Below are 21,315 nucleotides of genomic sequence, written 5' to 3' on the forward strand. Positions count from 1 at the left end.
CAGTGTAAACCCGTCAGAGGACGTCGAACGCCTGTACGACCGTCGGTATGCGGACGTAGGATGCCGGGGTGAGCAACCGCCTCGTCATCTCCGGCGCCCGCGAGCACAATCTGCGCAACGTCGAGCTCGATCTCCCGCGTGAGAAGCTCATCGTCTTCACCGGCCTGTCGGGCTCGGGCAAGTCGTCGTTGGCGTTCGACACGATCTTCGCCGAGGGGCAGCGCCGCTACGTGGAGTCGCTCTCCGCCTATGCGCGCCAGTTCCTGGGCCAGATGGACAAGCCCGACGTCGACTTCATCGAGGGCCTGTCGCCCGCCGTGTCGATCGACCAGAAGTCCACCAACCGCAACCCGCGGTCCACCGTCGGCACGATCACCGAGGTGTACGACTACCTGCGCCTGCTGTTCGCGCGCGCGGGCACGCAGCACTGCCCGGTGTGCGGGGAGCCCGTGCGCTCGCAGACGCCGCAGCAGATCGTCGACAAGCTGCTGGAGCTGCCGGAGGGCACCCGCTACCAGGTGCTCGCGCCCGTCGTGCGCGGGCGCAAGGGCGAGTACGCGGACCTGTTCACGGAGCTGCAGACGCAGGGCTTCGCCCGCGCGCGGGTGGACGGCGAGGTCGTGCAGCTGACCAGCCCGCCGGCGCTGGAGAAGAAGCTCAAGCACGACATCGAGGTGGTCGTGGACCGCCTTGTCTCACGGGACGGCGTGCAGCGACGGCTCACCGACTCGGTCGAGACGGCCCTGCGGCTCGCCGGCGGCCTCGTCCTGATCGAGCTGGTCGACGCCGACGTCGACGACCTTCTCCGCGTCCGCAAGTTCTCGGAGAAGCGGGCCTGCCCCAACGACCACCCGCTGACCCTCGACGAGATCGAGCCGCGCACGTTCTCGTTCAACGCGCCGTACGGCGCGTGCCCGGAGTGCACGGGCATCGGGTTCCGCCTCGAGGTCGACCCCGACCTGGTGGTCCCGGACGAGGAGCGGACGCTGCGCGAGGGCGCGGTGGTGCCGTGGGCACTGACGTCGTCCGAGTACTTCGAGCGGGTACTCACGGCGCTGGCGGAGGAGATGAGCTTCTCCATGGACGTGCCGTGGCGCGCCCTGCCGCAGCGGGCCCGCGAGGCCATCCTGCACGGCCGCAACCACCAGGTGCACGTGAAGTACCGCAACCGCTGGGGGCGCGAGCGGCAGTACTCGACGGGCTTCGAGGGAGCGGTGACGTTCCTGGAGCGGCGGCACCGGGAGACCGAGTCGGACTGGTCGAAGGAGAAGTACGAGGCCTACATGCGCGAGGTGCCGTGCCCGGTCTGCTCCGGGGCACGGCTGAAGCCGGAGGTCCTGGCGGTCACGATCGGCGACAAGTCGATCTGGGACGTCTGCCGGATGCCGATCGACGAGGCCAAGTATTTCCTCGACGGCCTGGAGCTCGGGCAGCGGGAGCGCGCCATCGCCACCGAGGTGCTCAAGGAGATCCACGCGCGGCTCGGCTTCCTGGTCGACGTGGGCCTGCACTACCTGTCGCTCGAGCGTCCTGCGGGCACGCTTTCCGGCGGCGAGGCTCAGCGGATCCGGCTCGCGACGCAGATCGGGTCGGGGCTGGTGGGGGTGCTCTACGTGCTCGACGAGCCGTCGATCGGCCTGCACCAGCGCGACAACCGCCGCCTCATCGAGACCCTCACGCGGCTGCGCGACCTGGGCAACACGCTGATCGTCGTGGAGCACGACGAGGACACCATCCGTGCCGCGGACTGGATCGTCGACGTCGGTCCGGGCGCGGGGGAGCACGGCGGGCAGATCGTGCACTCCGGCGACTACGCGGGACTGCTCGAGGCCGAGGGCTCGGTGACGGGCGCCTATCTGTCGGGCCGGCGCCGCATCGCCCTGCCGGTCGAGCGCCGCGCGACGGACGCGGGGCGGCAGATCACGGTGGTCGGAGCGCGGGAGAACAACCTGCGTGGCGTGGACGTCTCGTTCCCGCTCGGCGTGCTGACCGCCGTCACCGGCGTCTCGGGGTCGGGCAAGTCCACGCTGGTGAACTCGATCCTGCACACCGTGCTGGCGAACGAGCTGAACGGCGCGCGCCAGGTCCCCGGCCGGCACACCCGGGTCACCGGGATGGACCAGCTCGACAAGGTCGTGCACGTCGACCAGGGGCCTATCGGGCGCACGCCGCGCTCGAACCCCGCCACGTACACCGGGGTCTGGGACCGGATCCGCAAGATCTTCGCCGAGACCGAGGAGGCGAAGGTCCGTGGCTACGGGCCGGGCCGGTTCTCGTTCAACGTCAAGGGTGGGCGCTGCGAGGCGTGCGCCGGCGACGGCACGCTGAAGATCGAGATGAACTTCCTGCCGGACGTCTACGTGCCGTGCGAGGTGTGCCACGGTGCGCGCTACAACCGCGAGACCCTCGAGGTGCACTTCAAGGGCAAGACCGTCGCGGACGTGCTGGACATGCCGATTGAGGAGGCCGCGGAGTTCTTCGCGGCGTTCCCGGCGATCTCGCGCTACCTCTCCACGCTGGTCGAGGTGGGCCTGGGCTACGTCCGTCTGGGGCAGCCGGCCCCCACGCTCTCCGGCGGCGAGGCGCAGCGCGTGAAGCTGGCGAGCGAGCTCCAGAAGCGTTCCACCGGCCGCACGGTCTACGTGCTGGACGAGCCGACCACCGGGCTGCACTTCGAGGACATCCGCAAGCTGCTGGGCGTGCTGCAGTCCCTCGTCGACAAGGGCAACACCGTCCTCGTCATCGAGCACAACCTGGACGTCATCAAGAGCGCCGACTGGATCGTCGACATGGGCCCCGAGGGCGGCTCCGGTGGCGGCACGGTCGTCGCGGAGGGGACGCCGGAGGACGTCGCCCAGGTCGAGGCAAGCCATACCGGTGAGTTCCTGGCCCGGGTTCTCAGGGAGCACCCGGCCGTGCCGACGGCGCCCCGAACGCAGGCGCGCAGCGCGGCCGCGACGTCGACGTCGTCCGCGTCGCGCACCCGGAGCTCGACCAAGGTCTCCGCCAAGGGCACGACGAAGCCGGCCGCGTCGAAGGCCAAGCGGCCCGGTAAGCGCAGCGCGGCCTGAACCTCTAGCGTGTGGCCATGGGTTCGCACCACAACTACGCCGTCACCGTCGCCTGGCCCGACCCTGACGTGGGTGGTGGAGCGACGGGGACGACCTCGTACACGTCGTACCCCCGCGATCACCGGGTGCTCGTGACGGGCAAGCCGCCGCTGCTGGCCAGCGCCGACCCGGCATTCCGGGGCGACCCGGCCAGGCACAATCCGGAGGAGCTGTTCGTCGCGAGCCTCGCGCAGTGCCACATGCTGTGGTTCCTGCACCTCGCTGCGGAGCAGGGGCTCGTGGTGCGGGAGTACGTCGACGACACGACGGGCACCATGCGCGTGGAGTCCCGTGGGGAGGGCCAGTTTACCGACGTCACCCTGCGTCCACGGGTGACCGTCGACCCGGGGCCGCACGTGTCGGACGAGTTCGTCGCAGGGCTGCACCACCGTGCGCACGCGCTGTGCTTCATCGCGAGGTCGGTGAACTTCTCGGTGCTGGTCGAGCCGGCCCCCGTGCGCCTGTCGACGCCGGCCGCCTGACGGAGCGCCTGCCCGAAGGGTGAAGGCCGGTACCAGTCCGGTTACAGGTGCGCGTCAGATGTTGACGTACCGACCGCGCGTGAATACTTTCCATGCATCCCTCCAATGATGGGAGAAAGTTCCGTGCGCGGTGTGGACGTCCGGTCGGTCGGCGATCGTCGGCCGGGCCCGCCCGCGCGCCCCCGGTGCGCCCGCCTGTTCGACACGTCCCGTGCCGGCACCCTGACGCGATCCCGGCCCAGGGGGATCTACCGCACCCCGTCCCGAGGCCGATCAGGCCCCAGAGCCACCTGCTGACGGGGCGCCGATCGGCGCACCCTGACACGAAGGGCATCAACGACGATGACCAGCAACCTCACCTCGACCCCCAGCTCTCCTACCGCCGCACCCTCCCGCAGGTCCGTGCTCCGAGCAGTGATGTACACCGCGGCAGCGGTGCCGCTCGGCCTGCCCCTCGCCGCCTGCGCCACGGGCGGCGGGCAGCAGGACGACGAGACCACGGCGCCGACGGGCAGCGCGGACCCCAAGAACCCGTTCGGCATGACGGAGAACACCACGGTGGACGCCGTGGTGTTCGACGGCGGCTACGGCGTCGATTACGTCGAGTTCGCGGGCGAGGTCCTCGCGGGCCTGCACGCCGGGTCCTCCGTCAAGGTCTCGCCCTCGACACAGATCGCCACGGAGCTGCAGCCCCGGTTCGTGGGCGGCAACCCGCCGGACCTCCTGGACAACTCCGGCGCCCAGACGATCGGCTTCAACACCATCCTGGACCAGCTCGAGGACCTCACCGACATCATCGACGCGCCCAACATCGAGGGCACGACCATCCGCGACACCCTCTACGAGGGCGTGCTCGCACCGGGCACGTATGGGGACAAGTTCGCGGCGCTCAACTACGTCCTCACCGTGTACGGCGTCTGGTACTCCGGGAGCCTTTTCGAGAAGAACGGGTGGACGCCGCCGACCACGTGGGAGGAGGCCAAGGCCCTCGGCGCTGAGGCCAAGGCGGCGGACAAGTACCTCTTCCTGTGGGGCACCGAGGCTGCGACGTACTACCAGACCCTGGCGATCGAGTCCGCCATCAAGGAGGGCGGCGACGAGGTGCGCCTCACCCTGGAGAACCTTGAGCCGGACTGCTGGTCGAACGACTCGCTCCAGGCGACCTTCGCGATCATGAAGGAGATCGTCGACCTCGGGTACTTCAAGCCCGGCGGGTCAGGCACCCAGTTCACGGCGGCGCAGGCGCAGTGGAGCAAAAAGCAGGATGCTCTGCTCTACCCCTCGGGCGCGTGGATCGAGAACGAGATGAAGAAGCAGACCGCGGACGGCTTCGAGATGAAGGGGGTGCCGAGCTTCTCGGTGACCTCGGCCGCCGCGATGCCCGCCACGGCCCTCCACTCGACCGCCGGCGAGCCGTTCATCGTGCCGTCGGACGCCAAGAGCGTGGCGGGCGGCAAGGAGCTGCTGCGCGTGATGCTCTCCAAGGACTCGGCCACGAAGTTCTCCAAGGAGAAGCTGGCGCCGACCATCGTCAAGGACATCGTCCCCGCCGACGGGTTCGGGTCGACGGCCCTCGTCTCGCAGACGGACATGCTCAGCGCGGCGGGCAGCGACATCTTCACCTTCAACTTCGTCAACACCTACGGCATGAACCCGGAGCAGCTGCCGATCTGGAACTCGTTCCTCGACGGCAAGAAGTCGGTGGCCGATACGACCAAGGAGCTGCAGGCCATCACCGACCGGATCCGCGAGGACGACACCATCGACAAGATCGAGGTGTCATGACCGCCATCCCCCCGGCGGTGCCCTCTACGGAGGGCTCTCTTGCGGGGTCCGTCGCCGGGCCCCGCAAGAGGCGGTTTGGCAAGGCGTCCTTCGACAGCGTCAGCTTCTTCGTGGTGTTCCTCGGCATCCCGCTGGCGCTCTTCCTGATCTTTGTGATCTGGCCGTTCGCCCAGGCGTGCTTCTATGCCCTCACCGACTGGTCGGGATTCTCGGCGGAGTTCAACGTCATCGGCCTGGACAACTTCGCGGCGCTCCTGTCGGACCCGAGGTTCGTCAACGCCGTCGGCAACAGCGTGATGTTCGGGATCTTCATCCCGTTGATCACCATCACGATCGCGCTCGTGTTCGCCATCCTCATCACGGTGGGGGGCGCGGGCAAGGGACGGATCCGCGGTGTGCGGGGCTCGGGTTTCTACCGCGTCGTCTCGCTCTTCCCGTACGTCATCCCGGCGATCGCCGTCGCCATCATGTGGCGACTGATCCTCGACCCGAGCAACGGCCTCGTGAACGGGATTCTCACCGGGCTAGGGCTGGAGCAGTTCGAGTCGTTCGCGTGGCTGGGGAACGTCGGGACGGCGATGCCCGTGACGATGTTCGTGGTCGTGTGGGGCTTCGTCGGGTTTTACATGCTCCTGTTCATCGCCGCGATCAAGGGCGTGCCCGCCGAGACCTACGAGGCCGCGCGGATCGACGGCGCCGGGCGCCTGCGGATGTCGTGGTCGATCACGCTCCCGCTGATCCGGGACAACGTGCAGACGGCGTACATCTACATCGGGATCGTCGCGCTCGACCTGTTCGTCTACGTCCAGGGTCTCAACTCGCAGGGCGGCCCCGACAACAGCACGCTCGTGATGTCCCAGCAGCTGTTCCGGACCGCGTTCACCGAGGGGAAGTTCGGCTACGCCAGTGCCATGGGCGTGTCGATGGCGATCGTCACGCTGGTCTTCGCGGCGCTGGTGTTCGCCGTCAACCGGCTCACCAGGGGCAAGGACGAAGGAGGGCGACGATGAGCGCCGCGACGAGCACGGCGGCCGGAACCGCCACCCTGCAGATGCCGTCCCGACGGGTGACCGGGCCGGGTGGTGACCGGGCGGTCACCGGCGCCTCGCACACGGTGCTGGTGATCTGGTGCGTCCTCGTGATCGCCCCGATGATCTGGGTACTCATCGGGTCGTTCAAGACGAGCGACGAGATCTTCGGCTCGCCGTTCTCGCTGCCGAGCGAGTGGTCGTGGACCAACTACGTGAGCGCCTGGACCGACGCGGAGATCGGTCGGGCGTTCTTCAACACGATCATCGTGGTCGGCGCGTCCCTGGTGCTGGTCATGATGTTCGGAGCGATGTGCGCCTACGTGCTGGGGAGGTTCGAGTTCCCGGGCCGGCGCGCGATCTACTACCTGATGCTCGCCGGGCTGACGTTCCCGGTGTTCCTCGCGATCGTGCCGCTGTTCTTCGTGCTGGACAACATCGGCCTGCTGGGGACCCTGCCCGGGCTGGTCATCACCTACGTCGCGTTCGCGCTGCCGTTCACGGTCTTCTTCCTGTACGCCTTCTTCCGCGGGCTGCCGGACGACATCGCCGAAGCGGCGGCGATCGACGGCGCCGGGCACTGGCGCACCTTCTTCCAGGTGATGCTGCCGATGGCGCGGCCGGGGATGGCGTCGGTGGCGATCTTCAACTTCCTGGGGCTCTGGAACCAGTTCCTCCTGCCCGTCGCCCTGAACCCGAACTCGGACAACTGGGTGCTCTCCCAGCGTCTCGCCGCCTTCGTGTCCTCCGCGGGGTACGCGGCGGACTTCGGAGCGATGTTCGCGGCCGTGGTGATCACGATCGTCCCGGTGCTGATCGCCTACCTGATCTTCCAGCGCCAGCTCCAGGGATCCGTGTCGGCTGGCGCGATGAAGTAGCGCCAGGTGTTCCGACCGGAGGCGTCGGTGGCCTGACCTAGGCTGGCGGGCATGGCAGACCCCGCGACGTACCGCCCGAAGCCGGGGGAGATCCCGACCTCGCCCGGGGTCTACCGGTTCCGTGACGTGCACGGCCGCGTCATCTACGTGGGTAAGGCGAAGAACCTGCGCGCTCGGCTGTCGAGCTACTTCCAGGACGTCGCGCACCTGCACCACCGCACGCAGACGATGGTGACCACGGCCGCTTCCGTCGAGTGGACCGTCGTGGGCACGGAGGTCGAGGCGCTCGCGCTCGAGTACTCCTGGATCAAGGAGTACGACCCGCGGTTCAACGTGAAGTACCGCGACGACAAGTCGTACCCGTACCTCGCGGTCACCATGGCCGAGGAGGTGCCGCGCGCGCAGGTGATGCGAGGCGCGAAGCGGCCCGGCACCAGGTACTTCGGCCCCTACGGGCACGCGTGGGCGATCCGCGAGACCCTCGACCTCCTGCTGCGGGTCTTCCCGATCCGCACGTGCTCCGCGGGGGTCTACCGGCGCGCGCACCAGACGGGCCGCCCCTGCCTGCTCGGGTACATCGACAAGTGCTCCGCCCCGTGCGTGGGCCGCATCGGCATCGACGACCACAAGCAGCTCGCGCGCGACTTCTGCGACTTCATGGCGGGGGACACACAGCGGTTCGAGCGCCGGCTGACGGAGCGGATGAACGAGGCCGCCGCCTCGATGGAGTACGAGCAGGCTGCGCGGCTGCGCGACGACGTCCAGGCCCTGCGCCGCGCCACCGAGAAGAACGCCGTGGTGCTGCCCGACGCGACGGACGCCGACATCTTCGCGCTCGCGGGCGACGAGCTGGAGGCCGCGGTCCAGGTGTTCCACGTGCGCGGCGGCCGCATCCGCGGCCAGCGGGGCTGGATCGTGGAGAAGGTCGAGGACGTCACCGACGCGGAGCTGGTCGAGCACCTGCTGCAGCAGGTGTACGGCGCCGTCGAGGACGCGCGCGCCGTGGGCGAGGGCGCGGCCGGCGATGCCGAGGCGCGCGCGGCAGCTCGCCGGGAGGCGCGCGACGCCGTGCCGCGCGAGGTCCTGGTGCCGGTGCTGCCGCCGGACCCGGCCCAGATGACGGCGTGGCTGACCGGCCTGCGCGGGGCGCGGGTGGAGCTGCGTGTGCCGCAGCGCGGCGACAAGCGCGAGCTGGCCGCGACCGTCAAGGCCAACGCCGAGCACGCCCTCGTGCTGCACCGCACCCGGCGGGCGGGCGACCTGACCACCCGGAGCCAGGCGCTGCGCGAGATCCAGGAGGCGCTCGGTCTCGAGTCCGCGCCGCTGCGGATCGAGTGCTACGACGTGTCGCACACACAGGGCACGTACCAGTCCGCCTCGATGGTGGTCTTCGAGGACGGGCTGGCGCGCAAGAGCGAGTACCGCACCTTTTCGGTCCGGGGCCCGGAGGGGGACGGCGCCCGGGACGACACGGCCGCGATGCACGAGGTGATCACGCGCCGGTTCCGGCGGTACCTGGCGGACCGGCTCGCGTCGGGCGAGGTGGAGCTGGACGACGGCGACGGGACCGAGCCGGGGGCGGGCGAGGCTCCGCGCGGCGGGGTGCCGCCGCGGTCGGGCGAGGTGTCCGCGGAGCCGGGCGAGCGCAAGCGGTTCGCCTACCCGCCGAACCTCGTGGTGGTCGACGGCGGCCCGCCCCAGGTGGCGGCCGCGCAGCGGGCGCTCGACGAGCTCGGCGTGACCGACGTGGCGCTGTGCGGCCTGGCGAAGCGGCTCGAGGAGGTGTGGGTGCCCGGCGAGGACTACCCCGTCATCCTGCAGCGCTCGTCCGAGGGGCTCTACCTGCTCCAGCGGGTGCGGGACGAGGCGCACCGGTTCGCCATCACGCAGCACCGGCGGCGGCGCAGCAAGGGCATGACGGTGTCGGCCCTCGACGACGTGCCGGGCCTGGGGCCCGCGCGCCGCAAGGCGCTGCTGGCCCGATTCGGCTCCGTGAAGCGGATGCGCGCGGCGAGCGTCGAGGAGATCGCCGAGGTCCGCGGCATGGGCCGCCGCACGGCGGAGGCCGTGGTGGCCGCCCTGGCCGGCGATGCGGCCGGCAATGTGGCCGGTCCTGCGGCCGGAGAGGGCGCGAGCAGCGCGCCTATCGGCCAGGACGCCGTCGCCCCTGGCATGCTGGACGCATGAGCGAGCCGTCGCCCACCACAGTCCCGCAGGGCATCCCCGAGATCGAGGCCACCACACACTCGCCGGAGGCGTCAGAGCCGGAGGTGCTGATCATCACCGGCATGTCCGGCGCCGGCCGGTCGCGTGCCGCCGGCGTGCTGGAGGACCTCGACTGGTTCGTCGTCGACAACCTGCCGCCGCTGATGATCGTGCCCCTGGTCGACCTGATGACGCGCGCCGGGTCGTCGGTGGAGCGCCTCGCCGTCGTCGTGGACGTGCGCGGCCGGGAGTACTTCGCCGAGCTCACCCGGGTGCTCCAGCACCTGCACGACGCCGGCGTGAACTATCGCATCCTCTACCTCGACGCGCGGGACGAGACCCTCGTGCGCCGGTACGAGAGCGTCCGCCGCCCGCACCCGCTGCAGGGGGAGGGCCGCATCCTCGACGGCATCGGCGAGGAGCGTCGCCGGCTCGCGTCCCTCGAGGAGCGGGCCGACGTCGTCATCGACACGTCCGAGCTGTCGGTGCACGACCTCGCCCGCGAGGTCCGGGCCGCCGTCGCCGACGGCGCGCCCGAGGCGCTGCGGGTGAACGTTCTGGCATTCGGCTTCAAGTACGGCCTGCCGCTCGACGCGGACCACGTGGTGGACGTGCGGTTCCTGGCGAACCCGTACTGGATCACGGAGCTGCGCCACCTCACCGGCCGCGACGCCCCGGTCCGGGAGTACGTGCTGGCGCGGCCCGGGGCGATCGAGTTCGTGGACCGGTACGTCGCGGCGCTCGAGCCCGTCCTGGCCGGCTACCTGGCCGAGGAGAAGCGATACGTCACGATCGCCGTCGGGTGCACGGGGGGCAAGCACCGGTCCGTGGCGATCGCCGGCGAGATCGCCCAGCGGCTGCGCGACGCCGGCCAGCGCGTGACCCTCACGGCACGCGACCTGGGGAAGGAATGACGACGCCCTCCACAGGGATGGGCGCGCCTGCGGTCACGGCGCTGGGCGGCGGGCACGGGCTGTACGCGAGCCTGTCGGCGCTGCGGCTCATGTCGGACCGGCTGACCGCGGTCGTCACGGTCGCCGACGACGGCGGGTCGTCCGGCCGGCTGCGCGACGAGCTGGACGTGCTGCCGCCCGGCGACCTGCGCATGGCGCTCGCGGCCCTGTGCGACGACTCGGAGTGGGGGCGCACCTGGAGCGGCCTGCTGCAACACCGGTTCGTGTCCGGCGGGAGCCTGGACAAGCACGCGATAGGCAACCTCATGATCGTCGCGCTCTGGGAGCTGCTGGGCGACACCGTGTCGGGCCTGGACTGGGTGGGCAAGCTGCTCGGCGCGCGCGGCCGGGTGCTGCCCATGGCGTCGGTCCCGCTCGTGGTGGAGGCCGACGTCCGGCGGGGCGCCCCGGGCGGAGTGGACCGGCTCGAGACCGTCGTCGGGCAGAGCGAGGTCGCGGTCACCGACGGGCGCATCGAGCAGCTGCGGCTGGTGCCGGCCGACCCGCCGGCGTGCGTCGAGGCCGTCGAGGCGGTGCGCACGGCCGACTGGGTCGTGCTCGGTCCCGGCTCCTGGTACTCGTCGGTGCTCGTGCACCTGCTGGTCCCGGAGCTCGCACGGGCGCTGCACGAGACCGACGCGAAGGTGTGCGTGACGCTCAACCTCAGCGCCGAGCGGGGCGAGACTCAAGGGCTGACGGCGACCGACCACCTGGAGGCCCTGTACCGGCACGCGCCGGGCCTGCGCGTGGACGCGGTGCTCGCCGACCCGTCGGCCGTCGAGGACGTGGACGGGCTGGCCAGGGCCGCGGGAGCGATGGGCGCCAAGCTGCTGATGCGGCAGGTGCGGCGCGGCGACGGCAGCGCCCGACACGACCCGTTGCGCCTCGCGGCCGCGTACCGGGACGTGTTCGAGGGGGTCTACGGCGACGTCTGACGTCACGTCGCATCGCACGTCGCATCGCACGTCGTAGCCCACGTCGTAGCCCACTTCGTAGCCCACGTCGGCCCGTCCTCGGGCGGCGGGAGGGTGCTTGCCGCGCGTGGCAGGATGACGCCATGGCGCTGACGGCAGAGGTGAAGGACGAGCTCGCTCGGATCAAGGTGACCCGGACGTCGTGCCGTAAGGCGGAGGTCTCGGCGACGCTCCGGTTCTCCGGCGGGCTGCACATCATCTCCGGGCGCGTGGTGATCGAGGCGGAGCTGGACGACGAGGCGGCCGCGGCGCGCCTGCGGCGGTCGATCACCGACCTCTACGGGCACGTGAGCGACCTGATCGTGGTGCAGGCGGGCGGGCTGCGGAAGAACAACCGTTATGTGGTGCGCGTGGTGCGCGACGGCGAGTCGCTCGCCCGCCAGACGGGGCTGCTGGACTCCCGCGGGCGACCCGTGCGGGGGCTCGCCCCGGAGGTCGTGTCCGCGGGGGTCGCGGAGGCGGAGGCCGTGTGGCGCGGGGCGTTCCTCGCGCACGGCTCGCTCACGGAGCCGGGCCGGTCGATGGCGCTGGAGGTGACCTGCCCCGGCCCGGAGGCGGCGCTCGCGCTGGTCGGTGCCGCACGACGCCTGGCGGTGCAGGCGAAGTCGCGCGAGGTGCGTGGCGTGGACCGGGTCGTGGTGCGCGACGGCGAGGCGATCGGCGAGATCCTGCGCCGCATGGGGGCCGAGCGGACCCGCGAGGTGTGGGAGGAGCGGCGCGCCCGGCGCGAGGTGCGCGGCACGGCGAACCGGCTCGCGAACTTCGACGACGCCAACCTGCGCCGCTCGGCCCGTGCGGCGGTCGCCGCGGGGGCGCGGGTGGAGCGTGCATTCGAGATCCTGGGCGAGGAGGTGCCCGACCACCTGCGCCAGGCGGGGGAGCTGCGCCTCGCGCACAAGCAGTCATCGCTGGAGGAGCTCGGCCAGCTCGCCGACCCGCCGTTGTCCAAGGACGCGGTGGCGGGGCGGATCCGGAGGTTGCTGTCGACGGCAGACAAGCGCGCGCTCGAGTTGGGTCTGCCGGACACCGAGGCGGGTCTGAGCCCGGACCTGCTCGACCTCTGACGGCCGTACGAGGGCCCCTCGCCGCGGCCGCCAGGCGTCTGGCGAACGGCTGCCTTGGCTGTGGTCAGACCACCCGTCTCACGCCTCCGCGAGGGTCGGCGGGCGTGCCGATCTGGGTATAGGCTCGTGACGTCAGGTGACGACGACGTGACCCAAGGCTGACCGCCCGGAGGAAGACGTCGGGGGTCCCAGGGTCGCGGCGTGAATCATCAGCGCGCCCATCGCGGCGCGCGGAAGTCGGCATCAACCGTGTGCGCCGGGCATGACCGGGCGCGCCCTGAGGAGGGCAATCGTGACCATCCGCGTCGGGATCAACGGCTTCGGTCGGATCGGACGGAACTTCTACCGGGCTCTCGTGGAGTCCGGTGCGGACATCGAGGTCGTCGGAGTCAACGACCTGACCGATAACAAGACGCTGGCCCACCTGCTCAAGTACGACACGGTGCTCGGCCGCTTCCCCAAGTCTGTCAGCCATGACGACGACAACATCATCGTCGGCGGCGTGAAGATCCGTGCGCTCGCCGAGCGCGACCCCGCCAACCTGCCCTGGGGCGAGCTGGGCGCGGACATCGTCATCGAGTCCACCGGCTTCTTCACCGACGCCACCAAGGCGAAGGCGCACATCGACGCCGGCGCCAAGAAGGTCATCATCTCCGCCCCGGCGAAGAACGAGGACGCGACCTTCGTCATGGGTGTGAACAACGACCAGTACGACCCGGCCGTGCACCACATCATCTCGAACGCGTCCTGCACCACCAACTGCCTCGCGCCGCTCGCCAAGGCCCTCAACGACTCGATCGGTATCGAGCGCGGCCTCATGACGACGATCCACGCGTACACCGGTGACCAGAACCTGCAGGACGGCCCGCACAAGGACCTGCGTCGTGCCCGTGCGGCCGCGCAGAACATCGTGCCGACCACGACGGGTGCCGCCAAGGCCGTGGCCCTCGTGCTGCCCGAGCTGAAGGGCAAGCTGGACGGCTACGCCCTGCGCGTGCCGGTCATCACCGGCTCGGCCACGGACCTCACCTTCGAGGCGCCGAGGGAGGTCACGGTCGAGGAGGTCAACGCCGCGGTCAAGGCCGCCGCCGAGGGCCCGCTCAAGGGCGTGCTCGAGTACGTCGAGGACGAGATCGTCTCGTCGGACATCGTCACCGACCCGCACCAGAGCATCTTCGACTCGAAGCTCACCAAGGTGATCGGCAACCAGGTCAAGGTCGTCTCCTGGTACGACAACGAGTGGGGCTACTCCAACTCGCTGGTCTCGCTGACGGTCTACGTCGGCGAGAAGTTCTGACGATCTCGGCGCCCGACACCGCTCGAGCGTGAGCTACGACGTCCGCGTGCGCGCCGAACCCCGGCTGCGCACGCGGACGTCGTCATGTACGGAAAAGATCACCCTCGCCCGGGACGTGCGGCCATGCGACACGCACCGGGCCTTGACGGACAGGTGTGCCCCATGAAGACCATCGACTCCCTGGGCGAGCTGCGCGGCAAGCGCGTCCTCGTCCGCTCGGACTTCAACGTGCCGCTCGACGGCACCACCATCACGGACGACGGCCGCATCCGGGCTGCGCTGCCCACGCTGCGCCGCCTGGTCGACGCGGGCGCCCGCGTCGTCGTCACGGCGCACCTGGGCCGCCCCAAGGGCGCTCCCGACCCCGCGTACTCGCTCGCGCCCGTCGCGGCCCGCCTGGGCGAGCTGCTCGGGCAGGACGTCGCCCTCGCGGGGGACGTGACCGGCGCCTCCGCGCAGCAGACGGTCGCGGGCCTAGTGGACGGCCGCGTGGCGCTCCTGGAGAACGTGCGGTTCGACGCCCGCGAGACCTCGAAGGTGGACGCCGAGCGCGAGGACCTGGCGACGGAGCTGGCCGCGCTCGCGGACGCGTTCGTGTCCGACGGCTTCGGCGTCGTGCACCGCAAGCAGGCGTCGGTCTACGACGTCGCGAAGCTCCTGCCGGCCGCCGCCGGCGACCTGGTGCTCACGGAGGTCGAGGCGCTCTCCCGCGCCACGACCGACCCGCAGCGCCCGTACGCCGTCGTCCTGGGCGGGTCGAAGGTGTCGGACAAGCTCGGCGTCATCGAGAACCTGCTCGCCAAGGCCGACCGCCTGCTCATCGGCGGCGGGATGGTCTTCACGTTCCTCGCGGCGCAGGGCCACCCGGTCGGCTCGTCGCTGCTCGAGGCCGACCAGGTCGAGACGGTCAAGGGCTACCTGGCGCAGGCGAGGTCGGCCGGCGTGGAGATCGTCCTGCCGACCGACATCGTCGCGGCAGACTCGTTCGCCGCCGACTCCGCGCACCGCACGGTGGCGGCCGACGCGATCCCGGACGGCACGATGGGCCTGGACATCGGCCCGGACTCCGGCGCGCTCTTCGCCGCCAAGCTGGCGGACGCCAGGACGATCGTGTGGAACGGACCCATGGGGGTGTTCGAGTTCGACGCCTTCGCCGCCGGCACGCGTGCCGTGGCGCAGGGGATCGTCGACGCGACGGCCGCCGGCGCCTTCTCCATCGTCGGCGGCGGCGACTCGGCCGCGGCCGTGCGCACGCTCGGTTTCGACGAGGCCGGCTTCAGCCACATCTCGACCGGTGGCGGTGCCAGCCTCGAGCTGCTCGAGGGCAAGGTGCTCCCCGGCCTCGCCGTCCTCGACGACTGACCTTTCCGACCATCCGTAGCACGAGAGACGAGGACCCATGGTGGCCACCACCCGCACGCCCCTGATGGCGGGCAACTGGAAGATGAACCTGGACCACACCGAGGCGATCGCCGCGGTGCAGAAGCTCGCGTGGACGCTCAAGGACGCGAAGCACGACTACGAGGCCGTGGAGGTCGCCGTCCTGGCGCCGTTCACGGACCTGCGCTCGGTGCAGACGCTCGTGGACGCCGACAAGCTCGAGGTGCGCTACGGCGCCCAGGACCTGTCGACGCACGCGTCCGGCGCGTACACCGGCGAGATCTCCGGTCCGATGCTCAAGCGTCTGGGCTGCACCTACGTGGCCGTGGGCCACTCGGAGCGCCGCGAGTACCACGCGGAGGACGACGTCCTGGTGGGCGCGAAGGTCCGCGCGGCCTTCGAGCACGGGCTCGTCCCGATCCTGTGCGTGGGCGAGGGCCTGGACGTGCGCAAGGCGGGCGACCAGGTGCCGTACACGCTCGCGCAGGTCGACGCGGCCCTCGATGGTGTGCTCGCCGAGCAGGCGGCCACGGTCGTGATCGCGTACGAGCCGGTGTGGGCCATCGGCACGGGCGAGGTCGCGACCCCCGAGGACGCGCAGGAGGTCTGCGGCGCGATCCGTGGGCGCCTCGCCGAGCTGTACGACGCCGAGCTTGCCGCCGGCGTGCGCGTGCTCTACGGCGGCTCCGTGAAGTCGGGCAACGTCGCGCAGATCATGTCCCAGACCGACGTCGACGGCGCCCTCGTCGGCGGCGCGAGCCTGGACCCCGTCGAGTTCGCGAAGATCGCGCGCTACCAGTCGCACGTCGCGTGACCCTGCGGGTGCCGCGGCGCTAAGCCGGACACCCGGCCGGACGCCTTCCGAGATCGTGACACCGTGAAAAATACGGTGTTCGCCTCGGGAGGCGTCCGTCACTTACTCTTGACCCGGCCGGGACGACGTCCCGGAGCCGGGCCCGTCCTGCGGGACGGACGACGAACGAGGACGGCCGAGGACATCGTGAACGCGTTGCAGATCATCCTTCAGGTTCTTCTGGTCATCACCAGCGGCTTCCTGACCCTGCTCATCCTGATGCACAAGGGCAAGGGCGGCGGGATGTCCGACATGTTCGGCGGGGGGATCTCGAGCGCCGCGGGCGGCTCGGGTGTCGCCGAGCGCAACCTCAACCGGATCACGGTGAGCTTCGCGCTCGTCTGGTTCGTCGTGGTCGTGTTGCTCGGTCTCATCACGCGGGTGAGCTGAGGCCCGGCCGCGCGCCGCGACCGTCGTCGGCCCCCAGGGGTCGGTGCGGGGGCACACGAAGATCGTCCGTGGGCAGACGCCCACTCAGTCGAAGGTGAGGACGACAAGACGTGGCTACAGCCAGTCATGCGATCCGGGGCTCGCGCGTGGGCGCGGGCCCGTTGGGAGAGTCCGAGCGCGGGGAGGCGGCACCGCGGGTGCGCGTCTCCTACTGGTGCGCCAACGGGCACGAGACGACGCCGAGCTTCTCGGCGAACCGGGATGTCGAGGCCCCGGAGTTCTGGGACTGTCCGCGGTGCGGGTTCCCTGCCGGGCTCGACGCGGCGAACCCGCCGGAGCCGTCCCGCAACGAGCCGTACAAGACGCACCTCGCCTACGTGAAGGAACGCCGGTCCGAGGAGGACGGGGCGGCCTTGCTGGAGGAGGCGCTCGCGACGCTGCGGGCACGCCGGTCGGGCCTGCGCCGGGCCGGCTGACCTGCCGCAACGCCACATCGGCGTCCCACCTGTCGATACAGGTGCGCCGGGCGTAGTCTGTCGGCATGTTTGAGGAAGGTCAGCTCTACGCCCCTGTCACCGAGGACGAGAACGGCGTCACGGTGCACCTTGCCGACGACCACCCCGGTGCGAAGGATCCCGAGTACCGGCGCCGGCGCGAACTCATCGCCGGCCCCGCACTGCGCTGGTCACCGGGGGACCCGGTGCCGCAGGTGGACTACACGGACGCGGAGAACGCGATCTGGCGCACGGTGTGCACCGAGCTTGCGCCGAAGCACGAGCGGCTCGCGATCCGCGGGTTCCTCGAGGGCAAGGAGGCCCTCGGCCTGCCGACCGATCACGTCCCGCAGCTCGACGAGGTCAGCGCGGGGCTCGAGCGGCTGAGCAGGTTCCGCCTGCACCCGGCCGCCGGGCTCGTGCCCCTTGACGTGTTCTACGGCTCGCTCGCCGACGGCGTCTTCCACTCCACGCAGTACCTGCGGCACGGTTCGCAGCCGCTCTACACACCGGAGCCGGACATCATCCACGAGGTGGTCGGGCACGGGAACCTGCTGGCGAACCCGGCGATCGCCGAGGTCAAGCGACGCGCGGGGGAGGCGGCCCGGCGGTGTGAGACCGCGGAGGGCCTCCAGTTCGTGGCGGACGTCTTCTGGTTCACCATCGAGTTCGGTGTGATGTACGAGGAGGGCGAGCTGCGCTGCTACGGCGCCGGCCTGCTGTCCTCCTACGGCGAGATCGAGGAGTTCCGGGGCGCCACGATCCTCCCGCTCGACTTCTACTCCATGGGCACGGTCGAGTACGACATCTCGCACTACCAGCCCACGCTCTTCGCGTGCGACGGGATGTCCGAGCTCACGGAGCGCGTGGGGGAGTTCTTCGCCGAGTTCGACGACGAGACTCCGGGCAGGCTCCTGGCGGCCCGCAAGCGGTCCGCGAGCTAGTCCGTCCCGGCGGACGGCCCCTCGCCGGCGGACGGGGGGCCGCCCCGCCCGGGTCAGTCGGCGGGCGCCGCGGCGGCGGCGTCGAGGAGCCAGAGCGTGCGCTCGGTGCCCCGCGCGCCGGCCGCCGGGACCACGACGACGTCCGCGCCGGCCAGTGCGGCGGCGGCCTGCGCGGCCTTCTCCGCGCCGGCTGCCACGACCCAGACCTCGCGGGCGCGGTGGACGGCGTCGAAGGTGAGCGAGACGCGCTCCGGCGGGGGCTTGGGGGAGCCGTGCAACCCGACCGTGGCGCCGCTCGCCGAGAGGGCGGCGTGGCCCGGGAACAGGGAGGCGACGTGCCCGTCCGGGCCCATCCCGAGCAGCAGCACGTCGAAGGCCGGCACGGCCACGGCCGCCGGTTCCCCGGCCGTCCCGTCGAACCGGGCGAGCTCCGCCGCGTACGCGGCGGCGGACTCCTCGGGCGTGGTCACCGGCCGACCGTCGATGACGGCGCCGAGCGCCGGCATCGCGTGCACGTGGTCGGCCGGGAGCCCGGACTCCGCCTCGAGCGCGTCGACCAGCGCGTCGCGGGCCTGCGTCTCGTTCCGGTCGCCATCGCCGTCGGGGAGGAAGCGTTCGTCGCCCCACCACAGGTGCACCCCCGACCAGTCCACGGCCGGTCGCAGCGGGCTGGCCGCGACCGCCGCGAGGGTCCTGATGCCGACGGTGCCGCCGGTCAGGACGACGTGCACCGGGGTGCGGACCGACTGCGCGTCGAGCAGCCGGGTCAGGAGCCGTGCGGCGGTCGCCTCCGCCAGGAGGCCGGCGTCCGGGTGGACGACGACGAGCGGCGCGGACGCGTCGTGGCTCACGCGCTCGCCTGCACGGTCTCGACGCGGGCCAGCCCCTTGGTGAGGACCTCCCCGTACAGCTCGTCGGGGTCGAGGCGCCGCAGCTCCTCGATCAGCGCCTCGCTCAGCACGCGGATCGGCAGGGCCATGCGGCGCTCGGGCTTCTCCGGCTGGGTGATCGTCACGACGCGCCCGTCGGGGCGGTCGAGGACGATCGGCCCGCTCTTGCGATCGAGCGTGACGCGCGTGATGGCGTCGTCGCTGTCGGTGCGCACGACGGTCGCGGGGCAGCGGAGCTTCTGTCCGAGCCAGGCCGCCAGCAGGTCGAGGGACGTGTGCTGGTCCTGGCCCTCGACCCGCACCGCGGTGACCGGCTCGAAGGGCGGCTGCTCCACGGCCGCGGCGATGAGCCCGCGCCACAGCGTGACCCGCGCCCACGCCAGGTCGGTGTCGCCCGGGGCGAACGTGTCGGCGAGGCGGTGCAGCATCGCGACCGGCTCACCGGACGTCGTCGTGTCGGTGATGCGCCGCTGCGCCATCGCGCCGAGCGGGGAGGACGACGGGTCGACCGGGCCGCCCGCCGGCCACCACACGACGATCGGCGCGTCGGGCAGCAGCAGGGGCATGACGAGCGTGTCGGTGTGCTCGACCATGGGTCCCGACCCGCGCAGCACCAGGACCTCGGACGCACCGGCATCCCCGCCGATCCGGATCTCGGCGTCGAGCCGGGGGGTGCCGTCGTCCTGGGTCAACGACGCGACGACGATGACCCGGCACGGGTGCTCGTGGCTGGCCTCGTTCGCCGCACGGACGGCGTCCTCGATGTCCGCCTCCTCGGCGACGACCACGAGGGTCAGCACACGCCCGAGGGCGACGGCGCCGCCCTCGTCGCGCAGGTGCGTGAGTCGCTTGCCGACGGCGTTCGCCGTGGTGTCCGGCATGTCGATGATCATCGGGGCTCTCCTCGGTCGAGGCCGGTCCGTACGTCGACGGTGTGTCGGGTCTGGCTGGGGGCGGCTGCGTCGTCGGGGCTCACGGGCGCCGCCACGTGCGGCCGTCGCGCGCCATCATGGCGTCGGCGGACGGGGGGCCCCAGGTACCGGACGGGTACGGCTCGGGCTTGCCCCTGCTCGCCCAGTACGACGTGATCGGGTCGACCACCTGCCAGGACAGCTCGACCTCCTCGCGGGTGGGGAACAGCGGTGGGTCGCCCAGGAGCACGTCGAGGATGAGCCGCTCGTAGGCCTCCGGGGAGGACTCCGTGAACGAGTGGCCGTACCCGAAGTCCATCGTGACGTCACGGACCTCCATCGCGGTGCCGGGCACCTTGGCGCCGAAGCGCAGGGTGACGCCCTCGTCGGGCTGCACCCGGATGACCAGGGCGTTGCTGCCCAGGTCGGACGTGAGCGACGACTCGAACGGAAGGTGCGGGGCCTTCTTGAAGACCACCGCGACCTCGGTCACGCGCCGGCCCAGCCGCTTGCCCGTGCGCAGGTAGAACGGGACGCCCGCCCACCGTCGGTTGTCGATGTCGAGGCGCGCCGCGGCGAAGGTCTCGGTCGTGGAGTGCGGGTTGAACCCCTCCTCCTCGAGGAAGCCGGGCACCTTCTCTCCGCCCTGCCACGCGGCGGCGTACTGGCCGCGGGCCGTGTGCCGGCCCAGGTCGCGGGGGAGGCGCACCGAGGACAGCACCTTGATCTTCTCGGCGCGCAGGGCCTCGGCGTCGAAGTTCACCGGCTCCTCCATGGCGACGAGCGCCAGGAGCTGCAGCAGGTGGTTCTGGATCACGTCGCGGGCGGCGCCGATGCCGTCGTAGTAGCTGGCCCGCCCCCCGATGCCGATGTCCTCGGCCATGGTGATCTGCACGTGGTCCACGTAGTTGCCGTTCCACAGCGGCTCGAACATCTGGTTCGCGAACCGCAGCGCCAGGAGGTTCTGGACGGTCTCCTTGCCCAGGTAGTGGTCGATGCGGAACACCGACTCGGGGTCGAAGACCTGCGAGACCACCGCGTCGAGCTCGCGGGCGCTCTCCAGGTCGTGCCCGAACGGCTTCTCGATGACGACCCGGCGCCAGGCATCCTGGGAAGACTTCGACAGACCGGACTCCGACAGCTGGCGGCACACCAGGGGGAAGGCGCTCGGCGGCACGGACAGGTAGAAGGCGTGGTTGCCGCCGGTGCCGCGCTCGGCGTCGAGCTGCTCGACGGTCTTGCGCAGGCGCTCGAAGGCGTCCTCGTCGTCGAAGGAGCCCTGGACGAAGCGGATCCCCTCGGCGAGCTGCTTCCAGGTGGCCTCGCGGAACGGCGTGCGGGCGTGCTCCTTGACCGCGTCGTGGACGACCTCCGCAAAGTCCTGGTCGTCCCAGTCCCGGCGGGCGAAGCCGGTGAGCGCGAAGCCCGGCGGCAGCAGGCCCCGGTTCGCCAGGTCGTACACGGCGGGCATGAGCTTCTTGCGCGAGAGGTCGCCCGTGACGCCGAAGATCACCAGGCCGCTGGGGCCGGCGATGCGGGGCAGCCGCAGGTCGAGGGGGTCGCGCAACGGGTTGTGGTCGGCGGTGATCTTGGCCGGTCTCACGAGGTGGGCACCGTTCTTCGTCGTGCGGGCGGGAGAGGGTTGCACCCCGGCGCGCCACGGGCGCCCCGGGTAGG

The 21,315-nt window shown here is 71.2% G+C and carries 18 protein-coding genes; 15 read left to right on the forward strand and 3 right to left on the reverse strand.

Translation table 11 applies throughout. The annotated features are described in order from the left end of the window. The first annotated feature begins 68 nt into the window (after positions 1–68). The 15 genes from uvrA (at position 69) to AC1C2V_RS08840 (ending at position 17,837) form a co-directional block, all read left to right on the forward strand. Positions 69–3,071 carry an excinuclease ABC subunit UvrA gene (gene uvrA, locus AC1C2V_RS08770; protein ID WP_495389211.1) on the forward strand — a complete coding sequence of 1,001 codons (3,003 nt, stop codon included), beginning with the start codon at positions 69–71 and terminating at the stop codon, positions 3,069–3,071. 17 nt (positions 3,072–3,088) lie between these two features. Continuing rightward, positions 3,089–3,592, forward strand: a complete 504-nt coding sequence (locus AC1C2V_RS08775) for an OsmC family protein (protein WP_495389212.1) — start codon at positions 3,089–3,091, stop codon at positions 3,590–3,592. Positions 3,593–3,994: 402 nt separating this feature from the next. Then, positions 3,995–5,377 (forward strand): N-acetylglucosamine/diacetylchitobiose ABC transporter substrate-binding protein, encoded by a 1,383-nt coding sequence (gene ngcE, locus AC1C2V_RS08780; protein WP_495389213.1) that lies wholly within the window; start codon positions 3,995–3,997, stop codon positions 5,375–5,377. Continuing rightward, a complete protein-coding gene (locus AC1C2V_RS08785; RefSeq protein ID WP_495389214.1) occupies positions 5,374–6,387 on the forward strand; it encodes a carbohydrate ABC transporter permease in 1,014 nt (337 codons plus the stop codon). Before ngcE ends, AC1C2V_RS08785 begins: the two co-directional genes overlap by 4 nt. Before the next feature lie 41 nt (positions 6,388–6,428). Beyond that, the gene (locus tag AC1C2V_RS08790; protein WP_495389496.1) at positions 6,429–7,283 is read left to right on the forward strand and encodes a carbohydrate ABC transporter permease; all 855 of its coding nucleotides are present in this window, start codon (positions 6,429–6,431) and stop codon (positions 7,281–7,283) included. Positions 7,284–7,334: 51 nt separating this feature from the next. Next, entirely contained in the window at positions 7,335–9,470 is a 2,136-nt protein-coding gene (gene uvrC, locus AC1C2V_RS08795; RefSeq protein WP_495389215.1) for an excinuclease ABC subunit UvrC, read from the forward strand. Beyond that, positions 9,467–10,402 carry an RNase adapter RapZ gene (gene rapZ, locus AC1C2V_RS08800; RefSeq protein WP_495389216.1) on the forward strand — a complete coding sequence of 312 codons (936 nt, stop codon included), beginning with the start codon at positions 9,467–9,469 and terminating at the stop codon, positions 10,400–10,402. The genes uvrC and rapZ overlap by 4 nt, the downstream gene beginning before the upstream one ends. Beyond that, positions 10,399–11,376, forward strand: a complete 978-nt coding sequence (locus AC1C2V_RS08805; RefSeq protein ID WP_495389217.1) for a gluconeogenesis factor YvcK family protein — start codon at positions 10,399–10,401, stop codon at positions 11,374–11,376. Before rapZ ends, AC1C2V_RS08805 begins: the two co-directional genes overlap by 4 nt. Before the next feature lie 122 nt (positions 11,377–11,498). After that, entirely contained in the window at positions 11,499–12,479 is a 981-nt protein-coding gene (gene whiA / locus AC1C2V_RS08810; protein ID WP_495389218.1) for a DNA-binding protein WhiA, read from the forward strand. Positions 12,480–12,771: 292 nt separating this feature from the next. After that, the gene (gap, locus tag AC1C2V_RS08815; RefSeq protein WP_495389219.1) at positions 12,772–13,776 is read left to right on the forward strand and encodes a type I glyceraldehyde-3-phosphate dehydrogenase; all 1,005 of its coding nucleotides are present in this window, start codon (positions 12,772–12,774) and stop codon (positions 13,774–13,776) included. 162 nt (positions 13,777–13,938) lie between these two features. Then, positions 13,939–15,138, forward strand: coding sequence for a phosphoglycerate kinase (locus tag AC1C2V_RS08820; protein ID WP_495389220.1), 1,200 nt, complete (start codon positions 13,939–13,941; stop codon positions 15,136–15,138). Between the two features lie 37 nt (positions 15,139–15,175). Further along, positions 15,176–15,970 (forward strand): triose-phosphate isomerase, encoded by a 795-nt coding sequence (gene tpiA / locus AC1C2V_RS08825; RefSeq protein WP_495389221.1) that lies wholly within the window; start codon positions 15,176–15,178, stop codon positions 15,968–15,970. A gap of 186 nt (positions 15,971–16,156) precedes the next feature. Continuing rightward, a complete protein-coding gene (gene secG / locus AC1C2V_RS08830; protein WP_495389222.1) occupies positions 16,157–16,399 on the forward strand; it encodes a preprotein translocase subunit SecG in 243 nt (80 codons plus the stop codon). A 110-nt stretch (positions 16,400–16,509) separates the two neighbouring features. Then, positions 16,510–16,875 (forward strand): RNA polymerase-binding protein RbpA, encoded by a 366-nt coding sequence (locus AC1C2V_RS08835; protein WP_495389223.1) that lies wholly within the window; start codon positions 16,510–16,512, stop codon positions 16,873–16,875. 65 nt (positions 16,876–16,940) lie between these two features. Beyond that, positions 16,941–17,837 (forward strand): phenylalanine 4-monooxygenase, encoded by an 897-nt coding sequence (locus AC1C2V_RS08840; protein WP_495389224.1) that lies wholly within the window; start codon positions 16,941–16,943, stop codon positions 17,835–17,837. Positions 17,838–17,890: 53 nt separating this feature from the next. On the opposite strand, the gene pgl is transcribed toward AC1C2V_RS08840, so the two are convergent. The 3 genes from pgl to zwf all read right to left on the reverse strand — a co-directional run bounded on the left by pgl (position 17,891) and on the right by zwf (position 21,241). After that, on the reverse strand, positions 17,891–18,688 hold the full coding sequence (gene pgl / locus AC1C2V_RS08845) for a 6-phosphogluconolactonase (RefSeq protein WP_495389225.1): 798 nt from the start codon (positions 18,686–18,688) through the stop codon (positions 17,891–17,893). After that, positions 18,685–19,620 carry a glucose-6-phosphate dehydrogenase assembly protein OpcA gene (opcA, locus tag AC1C2V_RS08850; protein ID WP_495389226.1) on the reverse strand — a complete coding sequence of 312 codons (936 nt, stop codon included), beginning with the start codon at positions 19,618–19,620 and terminating at the stop codon, positions 18,685–18,687. Before opcA ends, pgl begins: the two co-directional genes overlap by 4 nt. Positions 19,621–19,699: 79 nt before the next feature. Next, complete coding sequence (gene zwf / locus AC1C2V_RS08855; protein ID WP_495389227.1) at positions 19,700–21,241, reverse strand: glucose-6-phosphate dehydrogenase; 1,542 nt, start codon at positions 21,239–21,241, stop codon at positions 19,700–19,702. Positions 21,242–21,315: the final 74 nt, after the last annotated feature.

This window comes from Isoptericola sp. Y541, assembly GCF_059445465.1.